Source organism: Bradyrhizobium sp. USDA 4506 (assembly GCF_054058795.1).
On the sequence record NZ_JBSSBM010000002.1, the window covers coordinates 3,683,135 to 3,707,391 of the forward strand.

General features: G+C 64.6%; 18 protein-coding genes and 2 pseudogenes. 9 read left to right on the forward strand and 11 right to left on the reverse strand.

The annotated features are described in order from the left end of the window. The first annotated feature begins 80 nt into the window (after positions 1-80). Positions 81-1,819: pseudogene (locus ACVIHF_RS19660) on the forward strand (adenylate/guanylate cyclase domain-containing protein). Between the two features lie 28 nt (positions 1,820-1,847). Here the strand turns inward: ACVIHF_RS19660 and ACVIHF_RS19665 are convergent. After that, positions 1,848-2,234, reverse strand: a complete 387-nt coding sequence (locus ACVIHF_RS19665; protein ID WP_253608044.1) for an ester cyclase — start codon at positions 2,232-2,234, stop codon at positions 1,848-1,850. A 257-nt stretch (positions 2,235-2,491) separates the two neighbouring features. On the opposite strand from ACVIHF_RS19665, the gene ACVIHF_RS19670 reads away from it, so the two are divergent. The 4 genes from ACVIHF_RS19670 to ACVIHF_RS19685 all read left to right on the forward strand — a co-directional run bounded on the left by ACVIHF_RS19670 (position 2,492) and on the right by ACVIHF_RS19685 (position 7,484). Then, positions 2,492-3,088: a tetratricopeptide repeat protein gene (locus ACVIHF_RS19670; protein ID WP_375166734.1), complete on the forward strand. Its 597-nt coding sequence runs from the start codon at positions 2,492-2,494 to the stop codon at positions 3,086-3,088. Positions 3,089-3,289: 201 nt separating this feature from the next. Continuing rightward, entirely contained in the window at positions 3,290-4,441 is a 1,152-nt protein-coding gene (locus tag ACVIHF_RS19675; RefSeq protein WP_456780324.1) for a DJ-1/PfpI family protein, read from the forward strand. A gap of 106 nt (positions 4,442-4,547) precedes the next feature. Beyond that, a complete protein-coding gene (locus ACVIHF_RS19680; RefSeq protein ID WP_456780323.1) occupies positions 4,548-6,905 on the forward strand; it encodes an Orn/Lys/Arg family decarboxylase in 2,358 nt (785 codons plus the stop codon). A gap of 18 nt (positions 6,906-6,923) precedes the next feature. Next, entirely contained in the window at positions 6,924-7,484 is a 561-nt protein-coding gene (locus ACVIHF_RS19685; RefSeq protein WP_141341544.1) for a GNAT family N-acetyltransferase, read from the forward strand. Between the two features lie 323 nt (positions 7,485-7,807). On the opposite strand, the gene ACVIHF_RS19690 is transcribed toward ACVIHF_RS19685, so the two are convergent. Then, a complete protein-coding gene (locus ACVIHF_RS19690; RefSeq protein WP_026192947.1) occupies positions 7,808-8,029 on the reverse strand; it encodes a dodecin in 222 nt (73 codons plus the stop codon). Positions 8,030-8,274: 245 nt separating this feature from the next. Between ACVIHF_RS19690 and ACVIHF_RS19695 the strand changes: the two genes are divergently transcribed. Next, positions 8,275-8,856, forward strand: coding sequence for an HdeD family acid-resistance protein (locus ACVIHF_RS19695; protein ID WP_057017581.1), 582 nt, complete (start codon positions 8,275-8,277; stop codon positions 8,854-8,856). Between the two features lie 167 nt (positions 8,857-9,023). Here ACVIHF_RS19695 and ACVIHF_RS19700 read toward each other — a convergent pair whose 3' ends face one another. Continuing rightward, entirely contained in the window at positions 9,024-9,410 is a 387-nt protein-coding gene (locus ACVIHF_RS19700) for a COG4315 family predicted lipoprotein (protein ID WP_210262721.1), read from the reverse strand. A 259-nt stretch (positions 9,411-9,669) separates the two neighbouring features. After that, the gene (locus ACVIHF_RS19705) at positions 9,670-10,410 is read right to left on the reverse strand and encodes a bestrophin-like domain (RefSeq protein ID WP_253608040.1); all 741 of its coding nucleotides are present in this window, start codon (positions 10,408-10,410) and stop codon (positions 9,670-9,672) included. 158 nt (positions 10,411-10,568) lie between these two features. On the opposite strand from ACVIHF_RS19705, the gene ACVIHF_RS19710 reads away from it, so the two are divergent. Further along, a complete protein-coding gene (locus tag ACVIHF_RS19710; RefSeq protein ID WP_253608039.1) occupies positions 10,569-11,513 on the forward strand; it encodes an ornithine cyclodeaminase family protein in 945 nt (314 codons plus the stop codon). Between the two features lie 77 nt (positions 11,514-11,590). Here ACVIHF_RS19710 and coaA read toward each other — a convergent pair whose 3' ends face one another. The 5 genes from coaA to ACVIHF_RS19735 form a co-directional block, all read right to left on the reverse strand. Beyond that, on the reverse strand, positions 11,591-12,523 hold the full coding sequence (gene coaA / locus ACVIHF_RS19715) for a type I pantothenate kinase (RefSeq protein WP_253608038.1): 933 nt from the start codon (positions 12,521-12,523) through the stop codon (positions 11,591-11,593). 159 nt (positions 12,524-12,682) lie between these two features. Next, a complete protein-coding gene (locus ACVIHF_RS19720) occupies positions 12,683-14,941 on the reverse strand; it encodes a xanthine dehydrogenase family protein molybdopterin-binding subunit (RefSeq protein WP_253608037.1) in 2,259 nt (752 codons plus the stop codon). Beyond that, positions 14,938-15,432, reverse strand: coding sequence for a (2Fe-2S)-binding protein (locus ACVIHF_RS19725; protein WP_253608036.1), 495 nt, complete (start codon positions 15,430-15,432; stop codon positions 14,938-14,940). Before ACVIHF_RS19725 ends, ACVIHF_RS19720 begins: the two co-directional genes overlap by 4 nt. Before the next feature lie 4 nt (positions 15,433-15,436). Next, positions 15,437-16,297 (reverse strand): FAD binding domain-containing protein, encoded by an 861-nt coding sequence (locus ACVIHF_RS19730; protein WP_253609983.1) that lies wholly within the window; start codon positions 16,295-16,297, stop codon positions 15,437-15,439. A 247-nt stretch (positions 16,298-16,544) separates the two neighbouring features. Next, the gene (locus tag ACVIHF_RS19735) at positions 16,545-17,003 is read right to left on the reverse strand and encodes a hypothetical protein (RefSeq protein ID WP_253608035.1); all 459 of its coding nucleotides are present in this window, start codon (positions 17,001-17,003) and stop codon (positions 16,545-16,547) included. A 348-nt stretch (positions 17,004-17,351) separates the two neighbouring features. Here ACVIHF_RS19735 and ACVIHF_RS19740 point away from each other — a divergent pair. Further along, positions 17,352-17,567 (forward strand): annotated as a pseudogene (locus ACVIHF_RS19740) (ABC transporter substrate-binding protein); the annotation flags it as partial. Between the two features lie 496 nt (positions 17,568-18,063). On the opposite strand, the gene ACVIHF_RS19745 reads toward ACVIHF_RS19740, so the two are convergent. Together ACVIHF_RS19745 and ACVIHF_RS19750 are read right to left on the reverse strand one after the other, a co-directional pair. Continuing rightward, entirely contained in the window at positions 18,064-19,416 is a 1,353-nt protein-coding gene (locus ACVIHF_RS19745; protein WP_456780319.1) for a transposase, read from the reverse strand. A 199-nt stretch (positions 19,417-19,615) separates the two neighbouring features. Next, positions 19,616-22,114, reverse strand: coding sequence for an autotransporter outer membrane beta-barrel domain-containing protein (locus ACVIHF_RS19750; RefSeq protein WP_253608033.1), 2,499 nt, complete (start codon positions 22,112-22,114; stop codon positions 19,616-19,618). A gap of 500 nt (positions 22,115-22,614) precedes the next feature. Here ACVIHF_RS19750 and ACVIHF_RS19755 point away from each other — a divergent pair, with 500 nt between their 5' ends. Continuing rightward, positions 22,615-24,054 carry an IS1182 family transposase gene (locus ACVIHF_RS19755; RefSeq protein WP_253607763.1) on the forward strand — a complete coding sequence of 480 codons (1,440 nt, stop codon included), beginning with the start codon at positions 22,615-22,617 and terminating at the stop codon, positions 24,052-24,054. Positions 24,055-24,257: the final 203 nt, after the last annotated feature.

Sequence of the window (24,257 nt, forward strand, 5' to 3'; positions counted from 1 at the left end):
CCCGCCCCGCGGAACTCTATTAGCTGTCTGGCCGTCACGGCGGGGTGGACCCGCTCATTGCAGCTGCGGCCGGGCTGGGCATGTTTCGGAATTCGATCAGGCAAAAGATCGTCGGCATTGCCGCGGGACTCATCATCCTCGCGGTGATCACGTCGCTGCTGTCGATGGTGATGGCGGGCCAGGTCGGCCATCTCCTCGACGAGCTCACCAACCGCTACATCCCCGCCTATGGCCACCTCGCCCGCGTCAACATCCGCGCGCTGGAGCGGTCGCTCGCCATGCGCCGGATGATGATGGCGAAGATGCAGGCGCCGGGCGAAGATTCCGGCTACGAAAGCGCGCGCAAGGCCTTCGACGAGATCGAGCCCCTGATCAAGCGCGAGGCCGACGCCGCACGCGTGCTGATCGATGCGATCATCGCCGATCCCTCGACGCCATCCGACAACGCCGCGCTCGGACGCCTCGATGACCGCATCGACAATGCCGTCAACGACCTCTTGATGCGCCTGAACGCAGAGAACAAGACGCTGCTCGAGCAAATCGACGCCAAGGACTTTGCGGCGGCGAAAGCGACCACGCTGCGCGCCGACGCCCTGCGCGACGACTTCAACACCAGGATCGAGAGCATCCGCGCCGACATGCTGGCGCAGGTCGCTTCGGCCGCCGCGAAGGTGATGAGTGCCCAGCAGCGGGCGATCATCATCTCCGGCGTCGTGACCGCGATTGCCGCGATCCTCGGCTTCGTGTTCGCGATGCTGGTCGGCAGCGGCATCACGCGTCCGGTGATGCGCCTGCTCGAAAGCACCCGCGAGGTCGAGGCGGGCCGCCTCGACGGCGCTATCACCATCACGACCCAGGACGAGATCGGCCAGCTGTCGGCCGCCTTCAACCGCATGATCGAGACGCTGCGCCACAACCAGCGCATCCGCGAGACGTTTGGCCGCTACATCAATCCGCGGATCGCCGAGGGCCTGCTCGAACAGCCGGCGATCGCCGCGACCGAAGGACAGCGCCGCGTCATGACGGTTTTGTGATGTTCTGCGACATGAAGGGCTTCACCAGCCTGAGCGAGGGCGTGACGCCGAGCGGCCTCGTCAAGATCATGAACCTCTATCTGTCGACGATGTCGGCGCCGGTCCATGCGCACCGCGGCATCATCGACAAATATATCGGCGACGCCATCATGGCCTATTGGGGCGCGCCCTTCGTCGAGGAGGCCGAGCAGACCCATCTGGCCGCGCTTGCCGCCATCGACATGATCGGCCAGGTCAACCAGCTGCGCAAGGATCTGCCGGAACTGCTCGGCGTCCGCGTGATCCCGGCCGATTGCGACATCCGGATCGGGATCGCCACCGGCGAGGCCCTGGTCGGCAGCATCGGCTCCGAGTTCATGATGAGCTACACCGTGCTCGGCGACACGGTGAACCTCGCCTCGCGGCTGGAAGGCGCCAACAAGTTCTACGGCAGCCGCAGCCTGATCTCGGAGGCCACCGCCGCGGCCTGCGCCGCAACCATCGAGCTGCGCGAGATCGACCGCCTCGTGGTGATGGGGCAGACCCAGCCGGTCGCGGTGTTCGAGATCCTCGGCAAGAAGGACGAACTGACGCCGGCGCAGACCGAGTTGCGGCAGCGTTACGCGGACGGTCTCGCCGCTTATCGCGAGCGCCGCTGGGATGACGCCGAGCAAGCCTTCGCCGCCGCGCTGGCTGCGGCGCCCGGCGACGGCCCGTCGATCGCCATGAAGGCGCGCGTCGCAGCGTTCAGGCAAGATCCGCCAGCGGCCGACTGGGACGGCGCCTGGCATCTGGAGCGGAAGTAGCCGCGTCACGCTCATCCCGGCTCTGCCGCTACAGCTGGGCCTCGATCGCAGCCTTGTCGATCACCGACCAGACCTGCACGATCTTCCCGTCGCGGAATTCGTAGAACACGTTCTCGGCGAAGGAGACGCGCTTGCCGTTGACGCCGAGACCGAGAAACGTGCCGTTCGGCGAACAGTCGAATGCCAGCCGGCTCGCGACATGGGACGCATCCGACACCAGCAGAACGATGTTGAAGCGAAGGTCCGGGATGTCGCGAAAATCCCCTTCCAGCATCGCGCGATAGCCGGATAACCCGAACCGCCGGCCGTTGTGGCACACATCCTCGTCAACGAACTGACCGAGTTGCGGCCAGTCCTGGCGATTCAAACAGGCAATGTAGTTCCGGTAGATCTCGGCGAGGTCCGTTTTCATCATCGATCGTCCTCCTTGCCGCGGGTCCAGATGGCCATTGAGCATCTGAGTGCGATTCTAACACCGATGTTAGTTTCGACTCCGATGTCCGATGGCGCGAACGAAACACTCGGCCGGCGTGCACGTGAAAGCGCGACGTCCCGAAGAGACAGTGCGATTGCCGCTTCGGCAAACAATTTCTCAAAACGCGCGGAATGTCTCCCGCGATCGGGAGTTAGTGCTTCAGGTCAATAACTGTCCTTGTCAAATCGGAGGCGTACATGATCAAGTCACCGATGATGCTTGCGGCATTCCTGACAGCGCCGATCATTCTGTTCCCACCGCAGACCGCCGTCGCGGCTGGCGGAGGTGGCGGCGGTGGTGGTGGTGGCGACCCATACGGGTCGAGCTACGGCACTCCCGCGCCGTCCTATCCCCAGCAAAAGGACAGAAAGACCACGCACAAGATCAAGAAGCCCGTCAAGCAGTCCGGCTTCGAAGACCCGGCGTTCCGCGACGGCTATCGCGCAGCCTATGCGACAATCTACGAACGCAACGACTACACCGCCGCGATCGATCAGTTGCACGCACTCGGCCGCGATGATCAGCCGAACGTCGCGAACCTGATCGGCTACTCCTATCGCAAGCTCGGCGACTACAAGCAATCGCAGGTCTGGTACGAACGTGCGCTCAAGGCCGATCCGAACCACGTCCTGACGTGGAATTACTACGGCCTGTGGCAGATCGAACAGGGAAACCGCGACCAGGCGCAGTATCATCTGCAGCGGATCGCCGAGATCTGTGGCACCGAATGCGAAGAGTATCGGACGCTGGCGGCGGCACTGGAAAAGCCGCCGGGTACGAACCTCGTCTACTGAGCGCGTCGCGTAGCCCGCATGAGCGGAGCGACATGCGGGGAAGGACCGGCCCCGGATGTCGCTGTCGCTCGTCCGGGCTATGCCTGTGAGCCGCATTGTTCGCGTGTCCGTTTTTGCGGGAATTTCGCCGTTTTGGTCGACGTGGCCGGCGAGTAGCTTGCGTGCCGGGCGACGCACGCGGATACGTTGAGATCGATCATCATGACCTGGCGGCTTCTCGCGTGGAGCGGCATCGCCGTTGCCGCGCTGGTTCCAATCATCGGCGGCATCTGGCTCTTCACCCCGCCCGCCGCATCGGCGTTCCGGGTTCCGCCTCCGATCGCCAAGGCCGAGCAGGATGCAACGCTCGCGGCGCTGAAGCCGCCGAAGCGGTCGCGCCCCCAGATCGCGATGCTCGGCATCAACGACATGACCGAGACCACCGACTATCTGATGCCCTACGGCATCCTCAAGCGCGCCGATGTTGCCGATGTCGTCACGCTGGCGACGGGACCCGGTCCGGTCGCGCTATTCCCGGTGCTGAAGGTCGAGCCTGATGCGACCATCGCCGCATTCGACGCCGCACATCCGGACGGCGCCGACTACGTCATCGTGCCGGCGATGAGCCGCGACGACGATCCGGCGGTCATGCAATGGATCCGGCAGCAGGCGGAGAAAGGCGCTGTGATCGTCGCCGTCTGCGCCGGCGCCAAGGTGCTCGCCTCGACCGGCCTGCTCGACGGCAGGCGCGCCACCACGCACTGGTTCTACCTGAAGAACTGGCGCAGCAAACATCCCGCCATCCAATACGTCGCCGACCGCCGCATCGTGGTCGATCGCGGCGTCGCGACGACGACCGGGATTTCGGCCTCGATGCCGATGTCGCTGACCCTGATCGAGGCGATCGCCGGCCGTACCAGGGCTGAGGCCGTCGCGCGCGAGATCGGCCTGCCCGGCTGGGACGCGCGGCATGACAGCAACGCCTTCAAGTTCACGCGTCCCTTCGCGCTGACCGCCATCCGGAACACGCTGGCGTTCTGGAACCGGGAACAGCTCGGCCTCGCGCTGGCTCCCGGCGTCGACGAGGTCTCGCTGGCGCTGGTCGCCGACAGCTGGTCGCGCACCTACCGCTCGCATGCCGTGACGTTCGCCGCGACCGGCGACGCGGTGACGACCCGCAACGGCCTGCGTATTTATCCGCAAGTCGTGGCGCCGGATTGGTCCGCAGATCGTCTGCTGCCCGCGGTCGGCACCGCGCCGCCCGCGCAGGCGCTCGACCGGGCGCTTGCCGGGATCGAAACACGCTATGGCCGTGATACGGCGGACTTCGTCGCCATGCAGCTCGAATACCCACGGGCTGACGCCGTGCAGTGAGGGATTGCGTCCCCAACAACGTATTCGATCCTCCATCCGCTCCATTGTCATCTGCCCGTCATGAATTGTGCCGACACGTCAGCGCCGGACCAGTTCGGGGACACGCATGGACTATTTCAAACGCTTCAACTTCCTGTTCGCTGCGCCGGTGTTCGAGGCCGACGACCTCGAGGGCATCCGCTTCAACCAGATCATCGCCGAGATCGAGCGCTCCGGCTTCGAGGTGGTTCGTGCCCGCAAGCTGGAAGATGCCGAGATCGCGGTGCAGACCGACGCCGCGATCGGCTGCATGGTGGTCGATTGGGGCAAGAAGGGCCTTGAGGGCAAGACCGCGGCGCTGATCAACCTGATGCGCCGGCGCGGCCTCGACTTCCCGATCATCCTGTTGATCCGGCGCAAGCGGTTCGAGGACCTGCCGGTCGAGGTGCTCGATTTCATCGACGGCTACGTGTTCCTGTCCGAGGAAACCCCGCCCTTCATCGCCAAGAACCTGATCTCCAGGCTGAAGCAATATGCCGAGAATTTGAAGACGCCGTTCTTCGGCGCGCTGGTCGACTATGCCGAGGAAGGCAACCAGCTCTGGACCTGCCCGGGCCACAATGGCGGCGTGTTCTACAGCCGCAGCCCAATCGGACGGGTGTTCGTCGAACACCTTGGCGAAGCGGTGTTCCGCGACGACCTCGACAATTCCGTGCTCGACCTCGGCGACCTCCTCACCCACGAAGGGCCGGCGCTGCGGGCGCAGAAGGAGGCGGCCCGGATCTTCGGCGCCGAGAAGACCTACTTCGTGCTCAACGGCACCTCGACCTCCAACAAGGTCGCGCTCGGCTCGCTGGTCACCGACGGCGACCTCGTGCTGTTCGACCGCAACAACCACAAGGCCGCGCATCACGGCGCGCTGCTGATCGGCGGCGGCATCCCGGTCTACGTGCCGACGGTGCGCAACGCCTGGGGCCTGATCGGGCCGATGCGCTGGGACCTGCTCGACGAGGGCACGCTGCGCGACCACATCCGCAAGCACCCGCTGGTCAAGGACGAGAACGCCTGGAAGAAGGAGCGTCCGTTCCGCGTCGCCGTGGTCGAGCAGTGCACCTATGACGGCACCATCCACTCGGCCGAGATGATCCTCAAGCGGATCGGCCATCTCTGCGACTACATCCTGTTCGACGAGGCCTGGGCCGGCTTCATGAAATTCCACCCGATCTATGCCGGCCGCTTCGCCATGGGACTGTCCGATCTCGGCCCCGAGGCGCCCGGCATCATTGCGACCCAATCGACCCACAAGCAGCTCGCGAGCTTCTCGCAGGCCTCGCAGATCCACATCCGCGACCGCCACATCAAGGGCCAGAAGCGCCGGGTCGAGCATCGCCGCTTCAACGAAAGCTTCATGCAGCACGCCTCGACGTCGCCGTTCTACCCGCTGTTCGCCTCGCTCGATGTCGGCGCGCAGATGATGAAGGGCCGCTCCGGCGAAGTCTTGTGGGACGACACGATCCGGCTCGGCATCGAGCTGCGCAAGAAGATCCGCGCCGTGAAGCGCGAGTTCGAGGAGAAGGAGACGCGCCCCGAGCGGCGCTGGTTCTTCGAGCCGTTCGTGCCGGACCGCGTGAAGATCCCCGACGTCGCGCGCGAGAACGGCGTGCACAATGTCGCCTGGGAGACGATCTCGACCGATCAGCTCGCGACCAATCCGTCCTACTGGCAGCTCAGTCCCGGCGAGACCTGGCACGGCTTTCCCGAGCTGACCGCGGGCTTCGCCATGACCGACCCGAACAAGCTCACATTGCTGACGCCGGGCTTCGATCACGCCACCGGCGCCTACACCGATCACGGCATCCCCGCGCCGGTGGTGGCGCAATATCTCCGCGAGAACCAGATCGTCGCCGAAAAGAACGACCTCAATTCCCTGCTGTTCCTGCTGACGCCCGGCGTCGAGGCCAGCAAGGCCGGCACGCTGGTCTCCGGGCTCGTCGCCTTCAAGAAGCTGCACGACGACAACGCGCTGCTCGAGGACGTCATCCCGGAATTCTACCGCCGCCGTCCGGGCCGCTATGCCGGGGTGCGGCTGCGCGACCTCTGCGGCGACATGCACCGCTTCTTTCGCGATGCCGGCGTCAGCGCGCTGCAGGCCAGACAGTTCATGCCCGAGCACCTGCCCGAGATCGCGATGTCGCCGCGCGAGGCCTCGCGCTATCTGGTGCGCAACGATGTCGACTATCTGCCGATCGACCAGATCTTCGGCCGTATCGCCGCGACGCCGTTCGTGGTCTACCCGCCCGGCATCGCCACCATCGTGCCCGGCGAGCGGCTGTCGGAACGCAGCAAGCCGATGATCGATTATCTGAAGGTGTTCGAAGCGAGCTTCAATGCGTTCCCCGGCTTCGAGGTCGAGGTCCAGGGCATCTACAAGGAGATCGACGACTCCGGCCGCGTCCGCTTCTACACCTATGTAGTGTCCGAATAGGCGAACGGACGCAACACAATGGAGAATGATCACAAGATCACCGTCCGCCCGTCCCGCGACAGCGACGTCGACGCCATGCTGTCGATCTACCGCCACCACATCCGCCGCGGCGTCGAGGAAAGCGTCGACGACAGCGGCACGCCGGAGCCCGACGATCTGCGCGACCGCCGCAAGAATCTGCGCAACACCCGCCTGCCCCACCTCGTCGCGATCTGCGACAGCGAGGTGGTCGGCTATGCCTATGTCGTGCTGTTTCGCAAGCGTCCGGCCTACCGCTACACGGTGAAGCATTCGATCTACGTGCATCACCGCTTCACCGGCCAGCGCGTTGGCGGCCGGCTGCTGCAGGAGTTAATCGACACCTGCGCCGCCGCCGGCTTCCGCCAGATGATCGGCTACATCGACAGCGACAACGCCGCCTCGCTCGCGCTGCACGACCGCTTCGGCTTCGCCCGCGTCGGGCATTTGCCCGGTGTCGCCTATCGCTATGGCCGCTGGTCCGACACCATGATGGTGCAGCGCTCGCTCGCCGCCGGCGCCACCGCCCCGCCGCCCCCCGCGCCGCTGTCGCGACGGTGATGGGCACGACACTTTCCATTCGTCGTCCCGGCGAAGGCCGGGACCCATAACCACAGGATTGGATTGGCAAGGAAGGCTGTGGCCCCAGCGTCGCGCAATAATCACCTTCGGTGGTTATGGGTCCCGGCCTTCGCCGGGACGACAGCGAATGTGTTGCGCGGCCGGTGAGTCATACACCGGCATTCTCGCGGCCTCTGCAGCGCGAGTTTTGCATTTCGTTTCGCCGCTCTGATGACAGAGGGCGCAGGGAAAGCCGGATGCCGATCGCACCCATGGGTCCCGAGTAATCCTGCAGGCTGCAAGGCGCAAGCGACCTGAACGCCCTACTCCAGCGTAAAGCCGACCCGCAGCGCCACCTGATAGTGCCGGATCTTGCCGTCCTCGATATGGCCCCGCGTCTGCACCACCTCGAACCACTTCATTTCCCGGATCGTCTTTGACGCGCGGCTCACGGCGTTCTCGATCGCCGCCTCGATGCTCTTGTCCGATGATCCGACCAGTTCCAGGATTTTGTAGACGTGATCCTTGTCGTGCGTGGCGGGCATGTCGACCTCCTCTGTGGATGCGCGACCCGGACCGCTTGCGCTGCGGTTCGGACAGTCCATCGTCCGATGCGGGCCGGCCATCGTCAAAACCGACGAATGCTGCGCGGCAACACGCCGGACGAATTGAATCAACGTGTCGCGGCGCCTTTGGTGCCAGCATGCATTTCGTGCCAGCTGCGCACCCGCCCTTGTCCGTGCCTTGACCTATGGTAGCATGGTTTCATCAAGTATTCGGGAGCGATACGATGTCCACTGCGTCCAGCTCACCCGCCACACCTCCTCACAGCCTCGGATCCGGGCTTTCCAACCTCCGCGCCAAGTGGGGCTGGATCGTCGCCCTCGGGGTGATCTACCTGATCGCCGGCGTGCTCGCCTTCGGCAGCGTCTTCTTCGCCACCGTCGTCAGCGTGCTGTTCGTCGGCGCCATGATGATCGTCGCCGGCGTCGCCGAGATCATCAACGCGTTCCAGTTCAAGACCTGGGGCAAATTCCTGTTCTGGCTGCTGCTCGGCGCGCTCTATGTCGTGGCGGGCTTCATCACCTTCGAGAACCCGCTGCTCGCCGCGGCGACGCTGACGCTGTTCCTCGGCATCGCGCTGGTGGTGTCGGGCATCGTCCGCATCTTCCTCGCGTTCGGCATGAACTCGGAAGCGCCGTGGGGAATGGTCGCGATCTCCGGCCTGATCACGCTGGTGCTCGGCGCCATGATCCTGGCGCGCTGGCCGGTCTCGAGCCTCTACGTGCTCGGCATCTTCCTCAGCGTCGACCTGATCTGCGCCGGCGTGAGCTGGATCAGCATGGGCATGGCGCTGAAGCGCAGGGCGTGAGGCGCGATCGTCGCCTCAGGCACGATCGACGGGTGGGTTAGCCAACGGGTCCGCTCGCAGGGCGGCCCGATGGCAAGCTCCGCGTGACGCGCCGCACGTTTCATGCGCGGAGAGATGGCGGGTTACGCTTGCGCTAACCCGCCATACCCTCAATCCACCTGCAAGCCTCAGGGCTGCGCGAGGTGCCAGGCGCCGTTGAGAAAACCGTCGCCGGTGATGTCGCCGGCCTTCTGGTCCTTGGCGAAGGTATAGAGCGGCTTGCCCTTGTAGGCCCACTGCTTGGAGCCGTCGTCACGCGAGATGATGGTGTAGCCGCCTTCGGCCTTGTCGCTGGCGTCCGCCTTCAAGACCGGCCAGTTCGTCGCGCACGGGCCGTTGCAGGCCGACTTGCCTTCGGAATCCTTGTCGAAGGTGTAGAGCGTCATGCCCTTGGCGTCGGTGAGGACGGAGCCCTTCGCGGTGGTTCCGGTCTTGGTCGGCGGCGCGGCAAAGGCCGCCGAGGCGAACGCAAGCGACACGGCGGTGGCGAGCGCGAGCGAGATCGATGTCTTCATGATGTCTCCTGTTCGAATGCAAATGGCTTGCATGCGTAAGGACGCCGAAGGGCGCGCACTATTCCGCTGACGGCGCGCGAAGAATTTTCGGGACGGCGATCAATGCGAGGGGAATAAAGCCGCAGGCGCGTGCCGATACCGTCCCGTAGCCCGCATGAGCGGAGCGACATGCGGGAGCCGCCCCGGATATCGCGGAGCCTGTCATCGGGCGCGCGTTCGCGCGACCCGTTGGCTCATCCGGGCTACAACACCGAATATGCTACCGCCTGATTTCCTCGACCGCGCGCACCAGCGGGCGGTCGGAGAGCTGGATCGGGCCGGAGAACGGCGTGCTCATTTCGAGGATCAGGTAAATCGCGGCCGAGATCAGCGCCGCGGCGGCGACGGTGGTCGAGATCACCACCGCGTTGCGCGGCGCGCGAAAGCCGAGGGTGGCGAACATCAGCGTCAGCCACCCGACCAGGATGCAGATCAGCGGCGACGGAAACGAGCCGTCGGACTGCTCGACAAAGGTCCAGCGCTGCTGCACCGCCTGCCGATAGACCGAGCGCGCGTCGTTCCACAGCGCGACCTTCTGCTCGTCGTCGAACCGCAGCTCGCGGAGGCTGGTGCCGACCTCGTCGAGCAGGCGCTCGGACACCGCGCTTGCCCTGGAGATCGGAACATCCTTGAGCACCTGCTCGACATAGGCGAGCAGCCGCTTGCGCGGCTCGTCGGCGCTCGGACCGAGCGGCCGCAGGCCGCGATCGAGCAGGATGAGGTCGGTGGCGAAGACATGCAAATTGCGGTCGACCGCCACATAGGTGTTGGCGGCACTATTCATCATCAGGCCGAGCAGCAGCGACGGCATGGTGACGAACAGCGTCGCGACCAGGCGTACCGAGGTGTTGGTCTCGTCGCTGCGGTGATGATCGGCGAGCCGGGCATGGATCGCCATGGTCGCAAGCGCGGCGCCGCCGAGCAGGGTGAAGATCAGGACGGCGACGATGAATGCAACCACGGCTTGCGAAAACCTGCGAGAGAATCAGGTCCGCAGGATAGCAAGGGACGCCCAATGGTGCATGTCCGGTTGACTAGCCGCCCCCACGCGCTATCCAGTCCGGACAGTTTGGGGGACGCCCGGCGAGAGCGCGAGGGGCACTCCAGAGGAGATACCACGTGCATATCGTCGACGACAGCGAGGTCAACCGCGTCCTGAGCTTTCCGATCCTGATCGAGGCGATCGAGGCCGCGCACCGACGGCCGAAGATCGCGGTGCACGACGGCTATCTCGGCGACGACAAGGGCCAGCAGCTGGTGACGCGCAGCGCGGTCGATGCCGGCCGCTTCATGATGACCAAGCTCTACACCAGCTTTCCCGGCAACCTCGCCCACGGCAAGCTGCCGGCGGTTCAGGCGGTCTGCGTGCTGTTCGACGGCAATGACGGGCGTCCGCTCGCGGTGATGGACGCCGCCGAGATCACCCATTGGAAGACCGCCGCGGACTCCGCCCTCGGCGCAAAACACCTGGCGCGGCCGGATGCCGAGACGCTGCTGGTGGTCGGCGCCGGCGAGATGGCGCGCTGGCTGGTGCGCGGCCACCGCACCGTGCGGCCGCGGCTGAAGCGGGTGCGGGTCTGGAACCGGACAGTTGAACGCGCCCAGGAGCTCGCCGCGCTGCTGGAAGGCGACGGCATCGCGGCCGAGGCCGTCTCCGATCTCGACGCCGCGACACGCGAGGCCGACATCATCACCACCTGCACCCGCTCGCGCGAGCCGCTGGTCAAGGGCGCCAACCTTAAGCCCGGCACCCATCTCGATCTGGTCGGCGGCTTCACCCCGGAGACCCGCGAGTCCGACGACGAGGCGGCGCGGCGTTCGCGCATCTTCGTCGACCGCCGCGAATCCGCCTTCGATGGCGTCGGCGACATCCTGCAACCGATCGCGAGCGGTGCGATCACCGAGAGCGACGTGCTCGGCGATCACTACGATCTCGCCGGCGGCAAGGTCGCCGGGCGGCTGTCGGATAGCGACATCACCTTCTTCAAGAACGCCGGCGGCGGGCATCTGGATCTGATGACCTGCGAGACGGTGCTTGCGCAGCTGGGGAAGGAGCTGCGGTAAGCGGAACTGTTCTGTAGCCCGCATGAGCCAACGGGTCGCACGAATGCGCGCGCCCCGTTGGCTCATCCGGGCTACATCTACATCTCGCGCAGCCAGACCTCGCCGATCGAGTGATCGGCGCGCTTGCGCAGCACGACGTCGGCCCGCGTCCGCGTCGGCAAGATGTTCTCCCTGAGATTGGCGCGATGATGCTCGCGCCACAGCCGCTCCGCGACCTCGCGCGCGTCACCCGGCGGCAGGTCCCTGTAGTGGTGGAAATAGGAGGCGGGATTCCGGAACGCTGTCGGCTGCAACCTGAGGAAGCGTTCGACATACCAGGACTGGATGTCGGCCTCATCGGCATCGAGATAGATCGAGAAGTCGAAGAAATCCGACACCACCACCGGCGCCGTGCCGCGCGCCAGCAGCACGTTGAGGCCCTCGAAGACCAGGATGTCCGGCTGCCGGATGACCTGGCGTTCCGACGGCACGATATCGCCGATCAGATGCAAATAGACCGGCAGCTCGAGCTCGCGTTCGCCCGCCTTCGCCGCCGCGAGAAATCGCAGCATGCGCGGCAGGTCGTAGCTCTCGGGAAAGCCCTTGCGCCGCATCAGCCCGCGCTCTTCGAGAACACCGTTGGCATGCAGAAAGCCGTCGGTCGTCACCAACTCGACCCGCGGATGATCGGCCCAGCGGGCCAGCAGCGCGCACAGCACGCGGGCAAAGGTGCTCTTGCCGACGCCGACGCTGCCGGCCAATGCAACGATGTAGGGCGAACGGCGTGCCGGGCGGCCGAGAAACTCCGCCTTGACGTGCGCGAGGTTGCGCGCCGCCGCGAAATGCAGGTTCAACAAGCGCGTCAGCGGCAGATACACGTCGCTGACTTCGGCGGAATTGATCGGCTCGTTCAAGCCGCGCAACGCCGCGAGATCGGCGTCCGAGAGCGTCAGCGACGTGCTGGCGCGCAAGGCCGCCCAATCGCTGCGGCCGAAGATCATGTAGGCGGACAGCTCGTCGGGGTGGGTCATCTTAGCCGTTCACGGTGAGCCTGATGCGGCGAGTAGCCCGCATGAGCGAACCGACATGCGGGAAGCTCTCCCCCGGATATCGCTTCGCTCATCCGGGCTACACGGTAACCGCTGTAGAACCGCAGGGCGGCTTGCGAACCGCAACCCGCCCTACGTTCCCTACTCCGCGGCCTGCTGCGTCGGTGCGTCCAGCACCTCCGACACTTTCGGCGGAGACATCGGCAGACTGTAGAAGCGTTTGCCGAGCGCGTTGTGGACGGCGTTGGCGACCGCGGCCATCACAGGCACCAGCGGCACCTCGCCGACGCCCTTGACGCCCTGCGGATGCTTCGGGTTCGGCACCTCGACCAGCGCGCAGTCGAGCATCGGCAGGTCGGAGCAGACCGGCATGCGATAATCGAGGAAGCCGGGATTATCGACCTTGCCGTCCTTGTTGTAGATGTACTCCTCGTTCAGCGCCCAGCCGATGCCCTGCGCGACGCCGCCCTGCAGCTGGCCCTCGACATAGCTCGGATGCACGGCGCGGCCGACATCCTGCACGGCGGTGTAGCGAACGACGCGGACGATGCCGAGATCGACATCGACCTCGACGTCGCAGATATGGGTGCCGAAGCCGCCCTCGGCGCCTTGGGTGTTGAGCTGCACGCTGGCGCCGATCGGACCGCCCTGCGACGGCGCCTTCTCGGCGAGATCGGCGAGCGTCAGCGGCTCGAACTGGCCGGCATTCGGGCTCACCGGATGCGCGGCGCCGTTCTCCCACTTCACGGCTTCAGGGTCGATCTCCCAGAGCTTCGCCGCGCGCTCGCGCAAGGTCGCGATCACCTTGTCGGCCGCCTGCGTCACCACCATCGAGGAGGCGAACAGCACGCGGCTGCCGCCGGTCAGGTTGGAGAAGCCGACGGTCTGGGTGTCGCCGATGATGACGGAGACGCGCTTGTAGTCGATGCCGAGCAGCTCGGCGCAGATATTGGCGATGCCGGCGCGCGAACCGCCGATGTCGGGATGCCCTGTCGTGACGACGACGTTGCCGTCCTCGGTGATGTTGACCTGCGCGGAGGATTCACCGCCGGCGTTGAACCAGAAGCCGGAGGCGACGCCCCTGCCCTGCAGCTTGCCGAGCGGCGCGGCATAATGCGGATGGTTCCTGGCGGCTTCCAGCGTCTCGATATAGCCGATGCGCGGGAACACCGGGCCGTGCGCCGCTTTGGTGCCTTCCTTCGCCGCGTTCTTCAGCCGCAGCGCTAAGGGGTCCATCTTGAGCGCCTCGGCAAGCTCGTCGAGCACGCATTCCACCGCATAGGCGCCGATCGGCGCGCCGGGCGCGCGATAGGCCGCGACCTTGGAGCGGTTGGAGCAGACGTCGAACCCCTCCGACAGCACATGCGGGATGTCATAGGGCGCGAAGCTGCACCCGACCGCACCGCGGATCGGCGAGCCCGGGAAGGCGCCGGCCTGCAGATAGAAGCTGCCATGGGCGGCGACGATGGTGCCGTCCTTCTTGGCGCCGATCTTCACCGTGCTCTTCGAGCCCGAGGTCGGCCCCGTGGCGCGCATCACCTCCTCGCGCGTCATCACCATCTTGACCGGGCGACCGGATTTCTTGGCGAGCAAGGTCGCGAGCGGCTCGAGATAGACGATGGTCTTGCCGCCAAAGCCGCCGCCGATCTCGGCGGGGATGGCGCGGATGTCACTCTGCGGGATGCCGGTCAGCATCGAGGTCATCGCGCGCACCATGAACTGGCCCTGGCTCGACGACCAGATCGTGGTCTTGCCGTCGGCCGCGACCGAGATCAGGCAGGCATGCGGCTCGATATAGCCCTGGTGCACCGGGCGCGTGGTGAAGGAGCGCTCGATGACGACTTCGGCATCCTTGAAGCCCTGCGCGATGTCGCCCTTCTTGGATTCGAGGCGGCCCATGATGTTCGAGGGCTTGCCCTCGAATCTGTTGAACTCGTGCAGGATCGGCGCATCCGCCTTCAGCGCGTCGTCGATCTCGATCGCCCAGGGCAGCACCTCGTAGTCGACCTCGATCAGCTTGCAGGCTTCCGCCGCGATCGCCTCCGTGGTCGCGGCGACGGCGGCGACGGGATGGCCGGGGAACAGCGCCTTGTCGCGCGCCATCACGTTGCGGCACATCCAGCGCATGTCCTGGATGCCGAGCATGACGGCGCCCTTCTCGATCGTGAAGTCGACGATGTCGCGCGAGGTGACCACCGCCTTGACGCCGGGCAGCGCCTCGGCCTTGGCGGTGTTGATCGACCTGATGCGGGCGTGCGGATGCGGGCTGCGCAGCACCTTGCCCCAGATCATGCCGGGCATGGTGGTGTCGGCGGCAAACGCCGCGCGGCCGGTCACCTTGTCGACGCCATCGGGCCGGATGGTGCGCTGGCCGATCCATTTGTTGTTGACGACGTTCATGGGCGGGTCTCCACCATTCCTTGCCGCATTTCAGCCGCGGTCTCCATCACCGCGCGGACGATCTTGTCGTAACCGGTGCAACGGCAGAGATTGCCGGCGAGCCAGAAGCGGACTTCCTCTTCGGTCGGGTTGGAATTTTTGGCGAGCAGCGCCTCGGAGGCGACCAGCATGCCCGAGGTGCAGATGCCGCACTGGAGCGCGGCATGCTCGAGGAACTTCTGCTGCAGCGGATGCAGCCGATCGCCCTTGGCCATGCCCTCGATGGTCCCGATCTCGTGGCCCTCGGCCTCAGCCGCGAGCATCAGGCAGGAGCAGACCAGGCGGCCGTCGAGCGTGATCGAGCAGGCGCCGCAATCGCCGGACGCGCAGCCCTCCTTGGAGCCGGTGAGCCCCAATTGCCCGCGCAGCGCGTCGAGCATGGTCTCGTACGGCTCGCACAGGAACTCGACCGGCTCGCCGTTGACTGAGGTGGTGACGTGCAGTTTCGCCATGGTGCTAGTGTCCTCCCGCGCGCTGGGCGGCGATCGCGGCGGTGCGCTTGAGCAGCACGCCGGCGGTTTTGGTCCTGTAGGCGATGGTGCCGCGCTTGTCGTCGATCGGACGACAGGCGGCGCGGCACGCGGCAGCGGCGGCTTCGAGCGCGGCATCGTCGAGCTTCGAGCCGATCAGCGCCTGGGCGGCAGGCTCAACCAGCAGCGCGGTCGGTGCCACTGCACCGAGGCCGACGCGGGCCGCGGTACAGACGCGATCCTTCAAGGTCAGGCTGACGCCGATGCCGACCACCGCGATGTCCATCTCGGTGCGCGGGATCATCCGCAGGTACGCGTCACCCGAGCCTTTCGGCCGCGGCGGTAACGTGAAGCTGACCAGGATCTCGCCCGGCTTGAGGTTGGTACGGCCAGGTCCGGCCGGCACATCCTCAACCTTCATGTCCCGCCGGCCGTTCGGACCCTGCACGGTGACGACGGCACCCGCCGCGATCATCGCCGGCACGCTGTCGCCGGCCGGTGAGCCGTTGCAGAGATTGCCGCCGGCGGAAGCGCGGCCTTGCACCTGCTTGGAGCCGATCAGGTTCACGGCCTCGAGCACGCCGGGCCATACCTTGCCAAAGCGCGCATGCTCGGCGAGCTCCATGCCGGAGACGGCGGCACCCACGCGGAAACCGCCATCGGCGGTTTCGCTGATTTCGGTCATCTCGCCGATCTTCTTGATGTCGACGATCAGTCCCGGCCGCACCAGGCCGGAGCGCATTTGCACCAATAAGTCGGTGCCCCCTGCCATAACGCGGGCGGCACTCCCGGCGGCAGCAAATGCGCCAATCGCTTCGTCAAGCGTGCGCGGTGCTACGTATCGGATATCGGTCATGACGGTTCTTTCGGTCTCCCTCGACTGCTTGTTCCCTTAGGATTTGCGGGATGTGGCCTTATTGCTGGCCGGCAGACCGCGAGCCTACACGGCGGATCGGGGTCCGAACAGCCTGCGAGGTGCGGCAGGAAGCGCAGGCTCCTATGCAGGATGCGGACTTGTGCGTGCCGGCGGCGGCGCGCGGCCTATGCTTCGTGGCGCTCGCGACCGGCCGCGACGAGGCCGCCAACCAGATCGGTCAGGCCTGACCGCGTTTGCCGGAGCCGATACCAAGCATCGAGAACATCCCGATGATGAGCAGCGCCGCCGGAATGCACCACCACAACACATAGCCGAACATGTATTCGAAGATCGTGCGCCGGTAAGGGGGAAGCGGATTGGGCAGCGCGCCGGCACGCTGCATCTGCTCGATCTTCTCCTGCGAGAGCTCGTGGTAAACGTTGAGCGGGCGGCCGTTGAGGTCTCTGCCGGAGCCCTTGACCATCAGGGCATAGTAGCCCGTCATCTTGTAGGGCAGGATGAAGGAGTGCGTGAGGCTCACATAGCCTAGCGCGAGCGCTTCGCCCTTGGGACCCTTCTCGGTCAGGTCCTGCAGCTGCTGGTAGCTGTATCGCGTGCCGAACTCCGCGGCGCGTACGTCCTGACCGGACACTGCCATGCCGATGAACATGAGAAGAACGAGCAGACCGCGGCGCATGGCGTCTTGCCTCTCAAAGGGACGCGGCGGTTCGACCGCCTAATACTCATCAGGCAAGCTACCGGAAAGGTGTCCAACCCCGGCTAACCCAGGCGATACAAGTGTCAGCAGCCGGTTAAGTCCTCCTCAACCTCGTCGGCGCGTGCTGCTCGCGGCGAAGCCCGGAACCAACGCCTGCTCGGCGACCTGCTCAAGCAGTGAGCGCACACGGCTGCGCAACCTCGCAACCGGACCAAACGCGATGGCGCGGCTCTTGCTTGCTTTCAACAACGGATTGGTGAAGCATGCCGGCGCAATGACAGATCGGGAGACGGCGAATGGTCGAATTCTCGCGCAGAACGCTCCTCCGCCAGGCTCGAGCAGATGCGCGACGCCTATGCGCGCGCCACCTCCCCCGAAGAGCAGAAGAAGGTCGCGGTCGAGATTCAAAAGCAAGCCTACGAGCAGGTGATCTATATTCCGCTCGGCCAGTTCCGCTTGCCGAGCGCCTGGCGCAAATCGCTCACCGGGGTGCTGGAAGGCCCGGCGCCGCCGGTGTTCTGGAATGTCGACAAGACCGAATAGGACCAGCGGCGCGAGCGACGCGCGCCGCTGATCAACGTTGGGCCAGCCGATGCACGTCGGAAGGTTCATCGTTTCAGCCGCCTAGGCGCTTCACTGCTCTCGCTTGCGGGCGCCGCAAAATATCGAAAACAACCCCATGCAAAGGAGCCGACGGCCGCCAGCGTTCGACCGGGCACGTTCGACCGGGCAACTGTTCGACCGGGCAACTGTTCGACCGGGCAACTTGACACGTCGGGCAAATCAGGAATATATTTCCAATATTCCGAAATCAGCCTCCCCCTCCAGCCGAACCATTGGCTGCGACTGCGCATCATTCGCAGCACCCCAGCCTTGCCGATAACGAGGGCGTGGGCTCACAAAAGTCCGCTTCCGACGGCGATGCAGCAATTGCCATGCTGGATCGTCGTCCACTGCTTTTGACCGATTCCGTTGAAAAAGGCCGGCAGTTTTCGTTGTAATAGCTCCGTCGCGACGTGGCCGAACTGCTCTACCGACCCTATGCGAGCCTCGGGCTGGGCATCGGGATCAGCTTGGCCATCTTTCGAAGGTTCTGGACGGTGGCTGCGAGGATGAACTCGTCGCGCGCGCCGTTTGGGCCTCGTAAACGCAAACGGTCGAGCTTGAGAATGCGCTTGAGGTGCGCGAACAGCATCTCGATTTTCTTGCGGAGCCGGCGCGAGGTGCCTCCCTCCCACGACCTTGCGATCTGGCGCGCCATGTCGCGAGCGCCCTCATAGATCGAGCGCGGCACTCTCCGTGAAGCCTGCTTGGGGCAACACCGAGCCTTCAATGCGCATCGATCACAATCGCGCTTGCTGGCGAGGTAAAGCATGGTGGCACCATCATTCACCAACGTTCCGGTCGTGGTAAGAACTTTGCCACCAGGGCAACGATAGATGTCCCCAGCATGGTCATAGGCGAAGTCGTCGCGCGAGAAGATCCCATCTGTGCGGGCCGACTTGTCGAAGACTGTAACGTGCGGCTCGATGCCGTGCTCATAGACCAGCCAGGCGAGCATCTCGGCCGAGCCATAGCCGCTGTCACCGAGGAGCCGGCTCGGATAGAGATCAAACCGCTCCAGCGAGCGCTCAATCATGCGCTTGGCGGCCAACACCTCCGCCTGCCGGATTGCCGTCGTTGCCTCAACATCGACGATGATCGCATTCTCGATGTCGATCAGGTAGTTCGTCGAGTAGGCGAAAAACGCTTGGCCGCCGTGCGCCCCCGTCCAGCGCGCCGCCGGGTCGGAGGGCGACACGAACTTCGGGGTAACCTCGGTCGCGGCTCCGAAAGCGGCATCATCGAGGACAGCCAGATACTCATCGATTGCTCGGCCGGCAGCCTCCGGCGGAAGTCCCTTGTCGCCTTCGATCCCCTTCTGCCGATTGGCATCGGCCTTGATCAGGCTCGCATCAACTGCAAATCCTTCACCGCCGACCAGTCGCTCCTCGATGCAGCGGCACAAGACGCTCTCGAACACGCGACTGAAGAGGTCGCTCTGCCGGAAGCGGCCATGCCTGTTCTTGGAGAATGTCGAGTGATCCGGCACCGCCCCATCCAGACCGAGCCGGCAAAACCACCGGTAGGCCAAATTGAGGTGAACCTCATCGCACAGCCGCCGCTCCGATCGGATGCCGAAGCAGTAACCGATCAGGAGCATCCGGATCATCAGCTCGGGATCGATCGAAGGTCGGCCGATGCTGCTGTAGAAAGGCGCCAGCTCCTGCCTGACCCGTTCAAGGTTGACAAACCTGTCGATCGACCGGAGCAAGTGGTCGGCGAGGATATGTCTTTCGAGCGAGAACTCATAGAACAAAGCAGCCTGGTCTACTTGTCGATGCCCCATCATGATCTTCAGTCCTGCCAACTAGACAGACTGAATCACTGATATCACTGCGTCGCAACAGCCGTCTTTTTCAACGGAATCGGCCCGTTCGAGACATCCAGCGATATCCGCTCTGTGGCCGCTATCGGGGGAAAGCGGAAGTCCCCCGGCGCGCGCAATTTTGGGCACAGACTGGCACGGCTATCCAGTTGCCGCGGGTCGGTTACCGGCTTCTCGCACGAGCGTTCGCGCGCCATCGCTCCGGGAGGCTCTGCGGCGAGGCGGCCGGTTTCCACTGCAGGGACACGACCCAGTTGTCGAAGACCGTGTTGAAGCTCCCGGACTGGTACGAGAAGTTCTCGCCCGCCGGCCAAAAGTAGCCGGCCTCGGCTGCGTAGGTAAAGAGCGTCCAGGTATGGGGCTTCTTCCAGAACGCGTTGCCGCCGTCCGGGTCCCCGTCGAGAGCGCTGAAATCGAGGAAGAGCCAGAGAGGTGCATTCTTGGTGCCGAGGTTCGTATCCGGCGAGTTGAACTGCAGCGCGTTCCAGTAGATCCCAGGTCCGGCTCCGGGATCAGCATCGTCCACGAGCTTCTGCAGCCGCCAATAGAAGCTCGCGTCGCCGGTCATAGTGGTCTCGCCGGTGAACGTGATTAGGCCAGCCTGCGGGCCTGCCTGGATGATGCCGCTGATTGAGGTGGTCCCGCTGATTGTTCCGCTCCCTTGTAGTGTGCCGCCGGGAGCAGGCGAATCGGTGCCGGTCGCTGCAATGGTGACCGGGCCCGAGACCGTCCCACCGTTCATGAACAGTGTGCCCGACTCGCCGACAACAACCGCGCCGGTCACCGTGCCGGCGACCTCCAGCGTCGCCGCGTAGGATACCAGCACCTCGCCGGCACCCGTTGCTGATCCACCGGTACCGCCGGCAATCAGCGTACCCCCATTGACCCTGATCAGACCGGAAAGCATGCCGCTGCTGTCTGCACTCAGGGTCAGCGTGCCGGGACCGAACATCGTCAGGCCCGCCGATCCCTCGATGGCGGCTGCGATCTGCGAACTACCGCCGGTAGCATTGGTGTAGATCAGGCCTTCTGCCGCGCCGAACGAAAGGCTCGCAGTAGCGATGCTGCCGCCGTTCATGATGAGGCCCGCGGCGTCGCCGCTCGCCTGGCTTCCGACCAGAATGCTCGCATCGCCGCCCGTAATCGCCCCGCCGTTCACTTCGAGCGCCGCCACCTGCGGCACACCGCCGCTCTCGACCGCCTGGCTGTCGACGACCTCGTAGACGGCATCGGCCGGAACATCGTTGATGCTGACATTGGTCGACGACACGGTCGCCGCGCTCGCGAAGCCCTCGGAGGGCGAATAGGTCAGGAACTTGCCCGAGCTGGCCGCGTCGTCGTCCTCTCCGAGAATGTAGGGAGCGACGATCCCGTTCATGACGATGGGCAGGTTTGCTCCCGTTCCTGCCACGAACACCTGTTGCGTCAGCCCAAGCTGGGCCATGCCGCCGCCCGGCACGATAACAAGAGTTCCGCCGGAGTTGCGGACAATGTTCGTCAGGGTACCGTCGTCATTGCCCCCGATTACGACGCGATAGTTGCCGCTTCCGGAAAGCTGCAAGGCGCCTCCCGTAGAGCCGATGACGAACGTCGCCAGAGATCCCGAGGCGATCTGCACATCGACCGTCGCGCCGTCCGAACGAAGCTCGAGTATTCCGCCGTTCGTCACCGTCACCCTGAAGCTGCCAAATGGTGTGCCGGATGTCCGGGTACTTGCCAGCGTCCCAGCGCCTACGGTGTTGTGTCCTATCAGCTGGTTCGTGTTGGTGAGCAGGAGCGTGCCTTCGCCGTATTTGTGGAGGCCGCCCAGCCCGGAGATCGGCGCGACGACGGTCAGCGTGCCGCCGTTCGTATTGATGACCTTAGGCTGGTTGATCGTCCAAGTGCTGGGTTCATATCCGGATGTCGAGGGCAGCGCCGACGGCGAGATCGCCCAAGCTTGCCCCTGCCAGAGCACGGCGTAGACGCCCCACCCGGTGAGCGCGTCGGTGACGACCTGGCTGTAGTCTTCGGAGGGTAGCGGCAGATTTTCCAGCGTCCATCCGCTGGGCATTTGCGCGATCTGGACGGTCTGCGGATTGCTAGACGGGAGGTTGGGTACGTTCTCGAACGAGGCGGGGAAAGCGTTGTTGATGGTGATCGTGCCGCCCGTCAGGTTCACCGTGAGCGGCGCGAGGACGTGGCCGCCGTTATTTTCCATGTATCCCTTCGTCGTCTGGGAAACGGAATACCAGCCAACCGCGAAATTGGCCAAGACGATCGTCTGCGGACTCTCGGACACGTTCGTGGCCAACTGATCGGCAAGCCACGCGAGGTCCGGATTAGAAGTGCTCGTCAAATTATAGAGATCAGGCCCGATTCCGCAGGCCGACAGATAGTCGGCCATCCCGCTCGTCATGCCGTCCACGAAGCTGCCGCTCTCGCTCGACGTCCGCACCAAGCCCGCGACCACCCTTTCAAGGTTGATCGCCACGGGGTCGTCCTCGCCGTCGTAGACCACAGGAGCAACCTGCGTGAAGCCGTTTGCCGACAGCCAGTAAAGGCCCATGACCATCGACGTCGGGCCGCAATAGGCTTCACCGTCCCCCGGCAGGCTCTGCCCGAAGGGCCCGAAATCGGTCTGGATGATCGAAGGCGTGCTCTTGATGGGGTCTTTCCACATGGGGCTGGTCCACTCCTGTCCGACAAGGCCACGGTACGCGCTTGACCCGCAGGTTAATGTCCCGTTAATTGCGAGACACAACTTGTGAATACTTTAGCGTGTCGATACACTCCAAGAGTGTAGAGCGGAATCTTGAAAGTACGCAAGCTGGGTCTCCAGCCTGGCCGGCAGGGACGGCTTAGGAGTTCAAGCGCGGGCGCCGAGCGGCAGCATGTTCATCGTGAGTGGCGCATATCTGCCACCAGCGGCGATGTCCTGCGGCAGGGCCTGATAACAGGTGGTGTCGCGGCCGGTCCGCGTAACGCGAACGTCTACTTCTGAGGCGTGCTGCGAATCCTGGAAGTAGCACCTTTGAGATATGGCGACCGGCTCTGAAGATGTCCGTTCATTGGGGTAGACCGGAAGTACCCGACTGATTGCTAAAACGACGCCTTTGACCCTGGCTGTGTGAAAACGCTGGGCTGCTGTTATGATTCTCCTGTGATTCTTTGGGGGAATCGATGAGGCGCTTCGTTGAAGAGGCGGATCGTGGACAGCGGTCGCTGTTGCCCGAATGCCTCGATGACTTCATTGACGAGAGCAACCCTGTTCGCGTGATCGACGTATTTGTCGATGCGCTCGGTTTGGCTGAGATGGGCTTTGAGGGTGTGGAGCCGGCGGCCACCGGTCGGCCGTCGTACCATCCCTCGGTGCTCCTGAAGCTTTACATTTACGGTTATCTGAACCGGGTACAGTCGAGCCGGCGGCTGGAACGAGAGGCCGGGCGCAACGTCGAGGTGATGTGGCTGCTGGGTCGGCTCGCTCCCGATCACAAGACGATTGCGGACTTCCGCAAGGACAACGGCCTGGCGCTGCGCAGGGTATGTGCGCGCTTCGTCGAACTCTGCCGAGAGATGGGTCTGCTGGCGACGGCGAGCGTCGCCATCGATGGCAGCAAGTTCAAGGCCGTGAACAACCGGGACAGGAACTTCACGCGCGCGAAGATGGAGCGACGGCGTGCTCAGTTGGAGGAGAGCGTCGCGCGCTATCTGAGCCAACTTGACACGGCCGACCGCCAGGAGCCGACCGAGGCCCTGGCCACGAAGGTGACGAGGCTTACCGAGAAGCTGACGAAACTGAAGGAGGAAATGGGCAAGCTTGCCGTCTACGAGAAGCAGATGCTTGCGTCACCCGACCAGCAAATCTCCCTGACCGACCCCGACAGCCGCTCGATGGCGACGAGCGGGCGCGGCTCTGGTGTTGTCGGCTACAACGTACAGGTCGCCGTAGACACCGAACACCATCTGATTGTGACGCACGAGGTGACGAACAGCGGCTCGGATCGGGCACAACTTGCCAATATGGCCAAGCGGGCGAAGGCTGTTCTGAAGACTGAGACGCTCGAAGCTGTAGCCGATCGCGGCTACTTCAACAGCCCAGAGATCCTTGCGTGCCACGAAGCGGGCATCACGGTAACTCTGCCCAAACCGCTAACGTCCGGCGCTAAGGCAGACGGACGCTTCGGTAAACAGGACTTTGCCTATTTGCCAGAGGAGGACGTCTATCGCTGCCCGGCCGGGGAGCGGCTATCATATCGCTATACGAATGAAGAAGACAGCAAGGTGCTGCGGCGCTACTGGACCACGGCCTGTCAAAGCTGTTCGCTCAAGACCCAATGCACGCCTGGGTCAGAACGGCGGATTACGCGATGGGAGCATGAGCATCTGCTCGAGGCTGTGCAGCAGCGCCTTGATGCAAGCCCGCACGCCATGCGTCAGCGCCGCGAAACTGTCGAGCATCCGTTCGGCACCATGAAGGCCCGCATGGGAGCGACACACTTCCTCACCAAAACGCTTCCGAAAGTGGCGGCCGAAATGGCGCTCTCCGTCCTGGCCTACAATCTGACACGGGTCATGAACATCGTCGGGATCAAGCCGCTGATGGCTGCGATCGCGGCATGACACCAATCCAGTCCCGACTGCCTCGGGACTGGCGTTTTTACACGACCAAGACCCAGAGCGGAAATCAGAGCTCGATCGCTGCGAAAATCACCGAACGCAGCAGCACGCACCGTGCCGGGTTGCTCGCGGCCGCGCGTTGCGGTCGGGCAACACTTTCTGGAAAAGCGTAGCGCCAACGGCTTCCGCCCATTGCGCAATTCCAT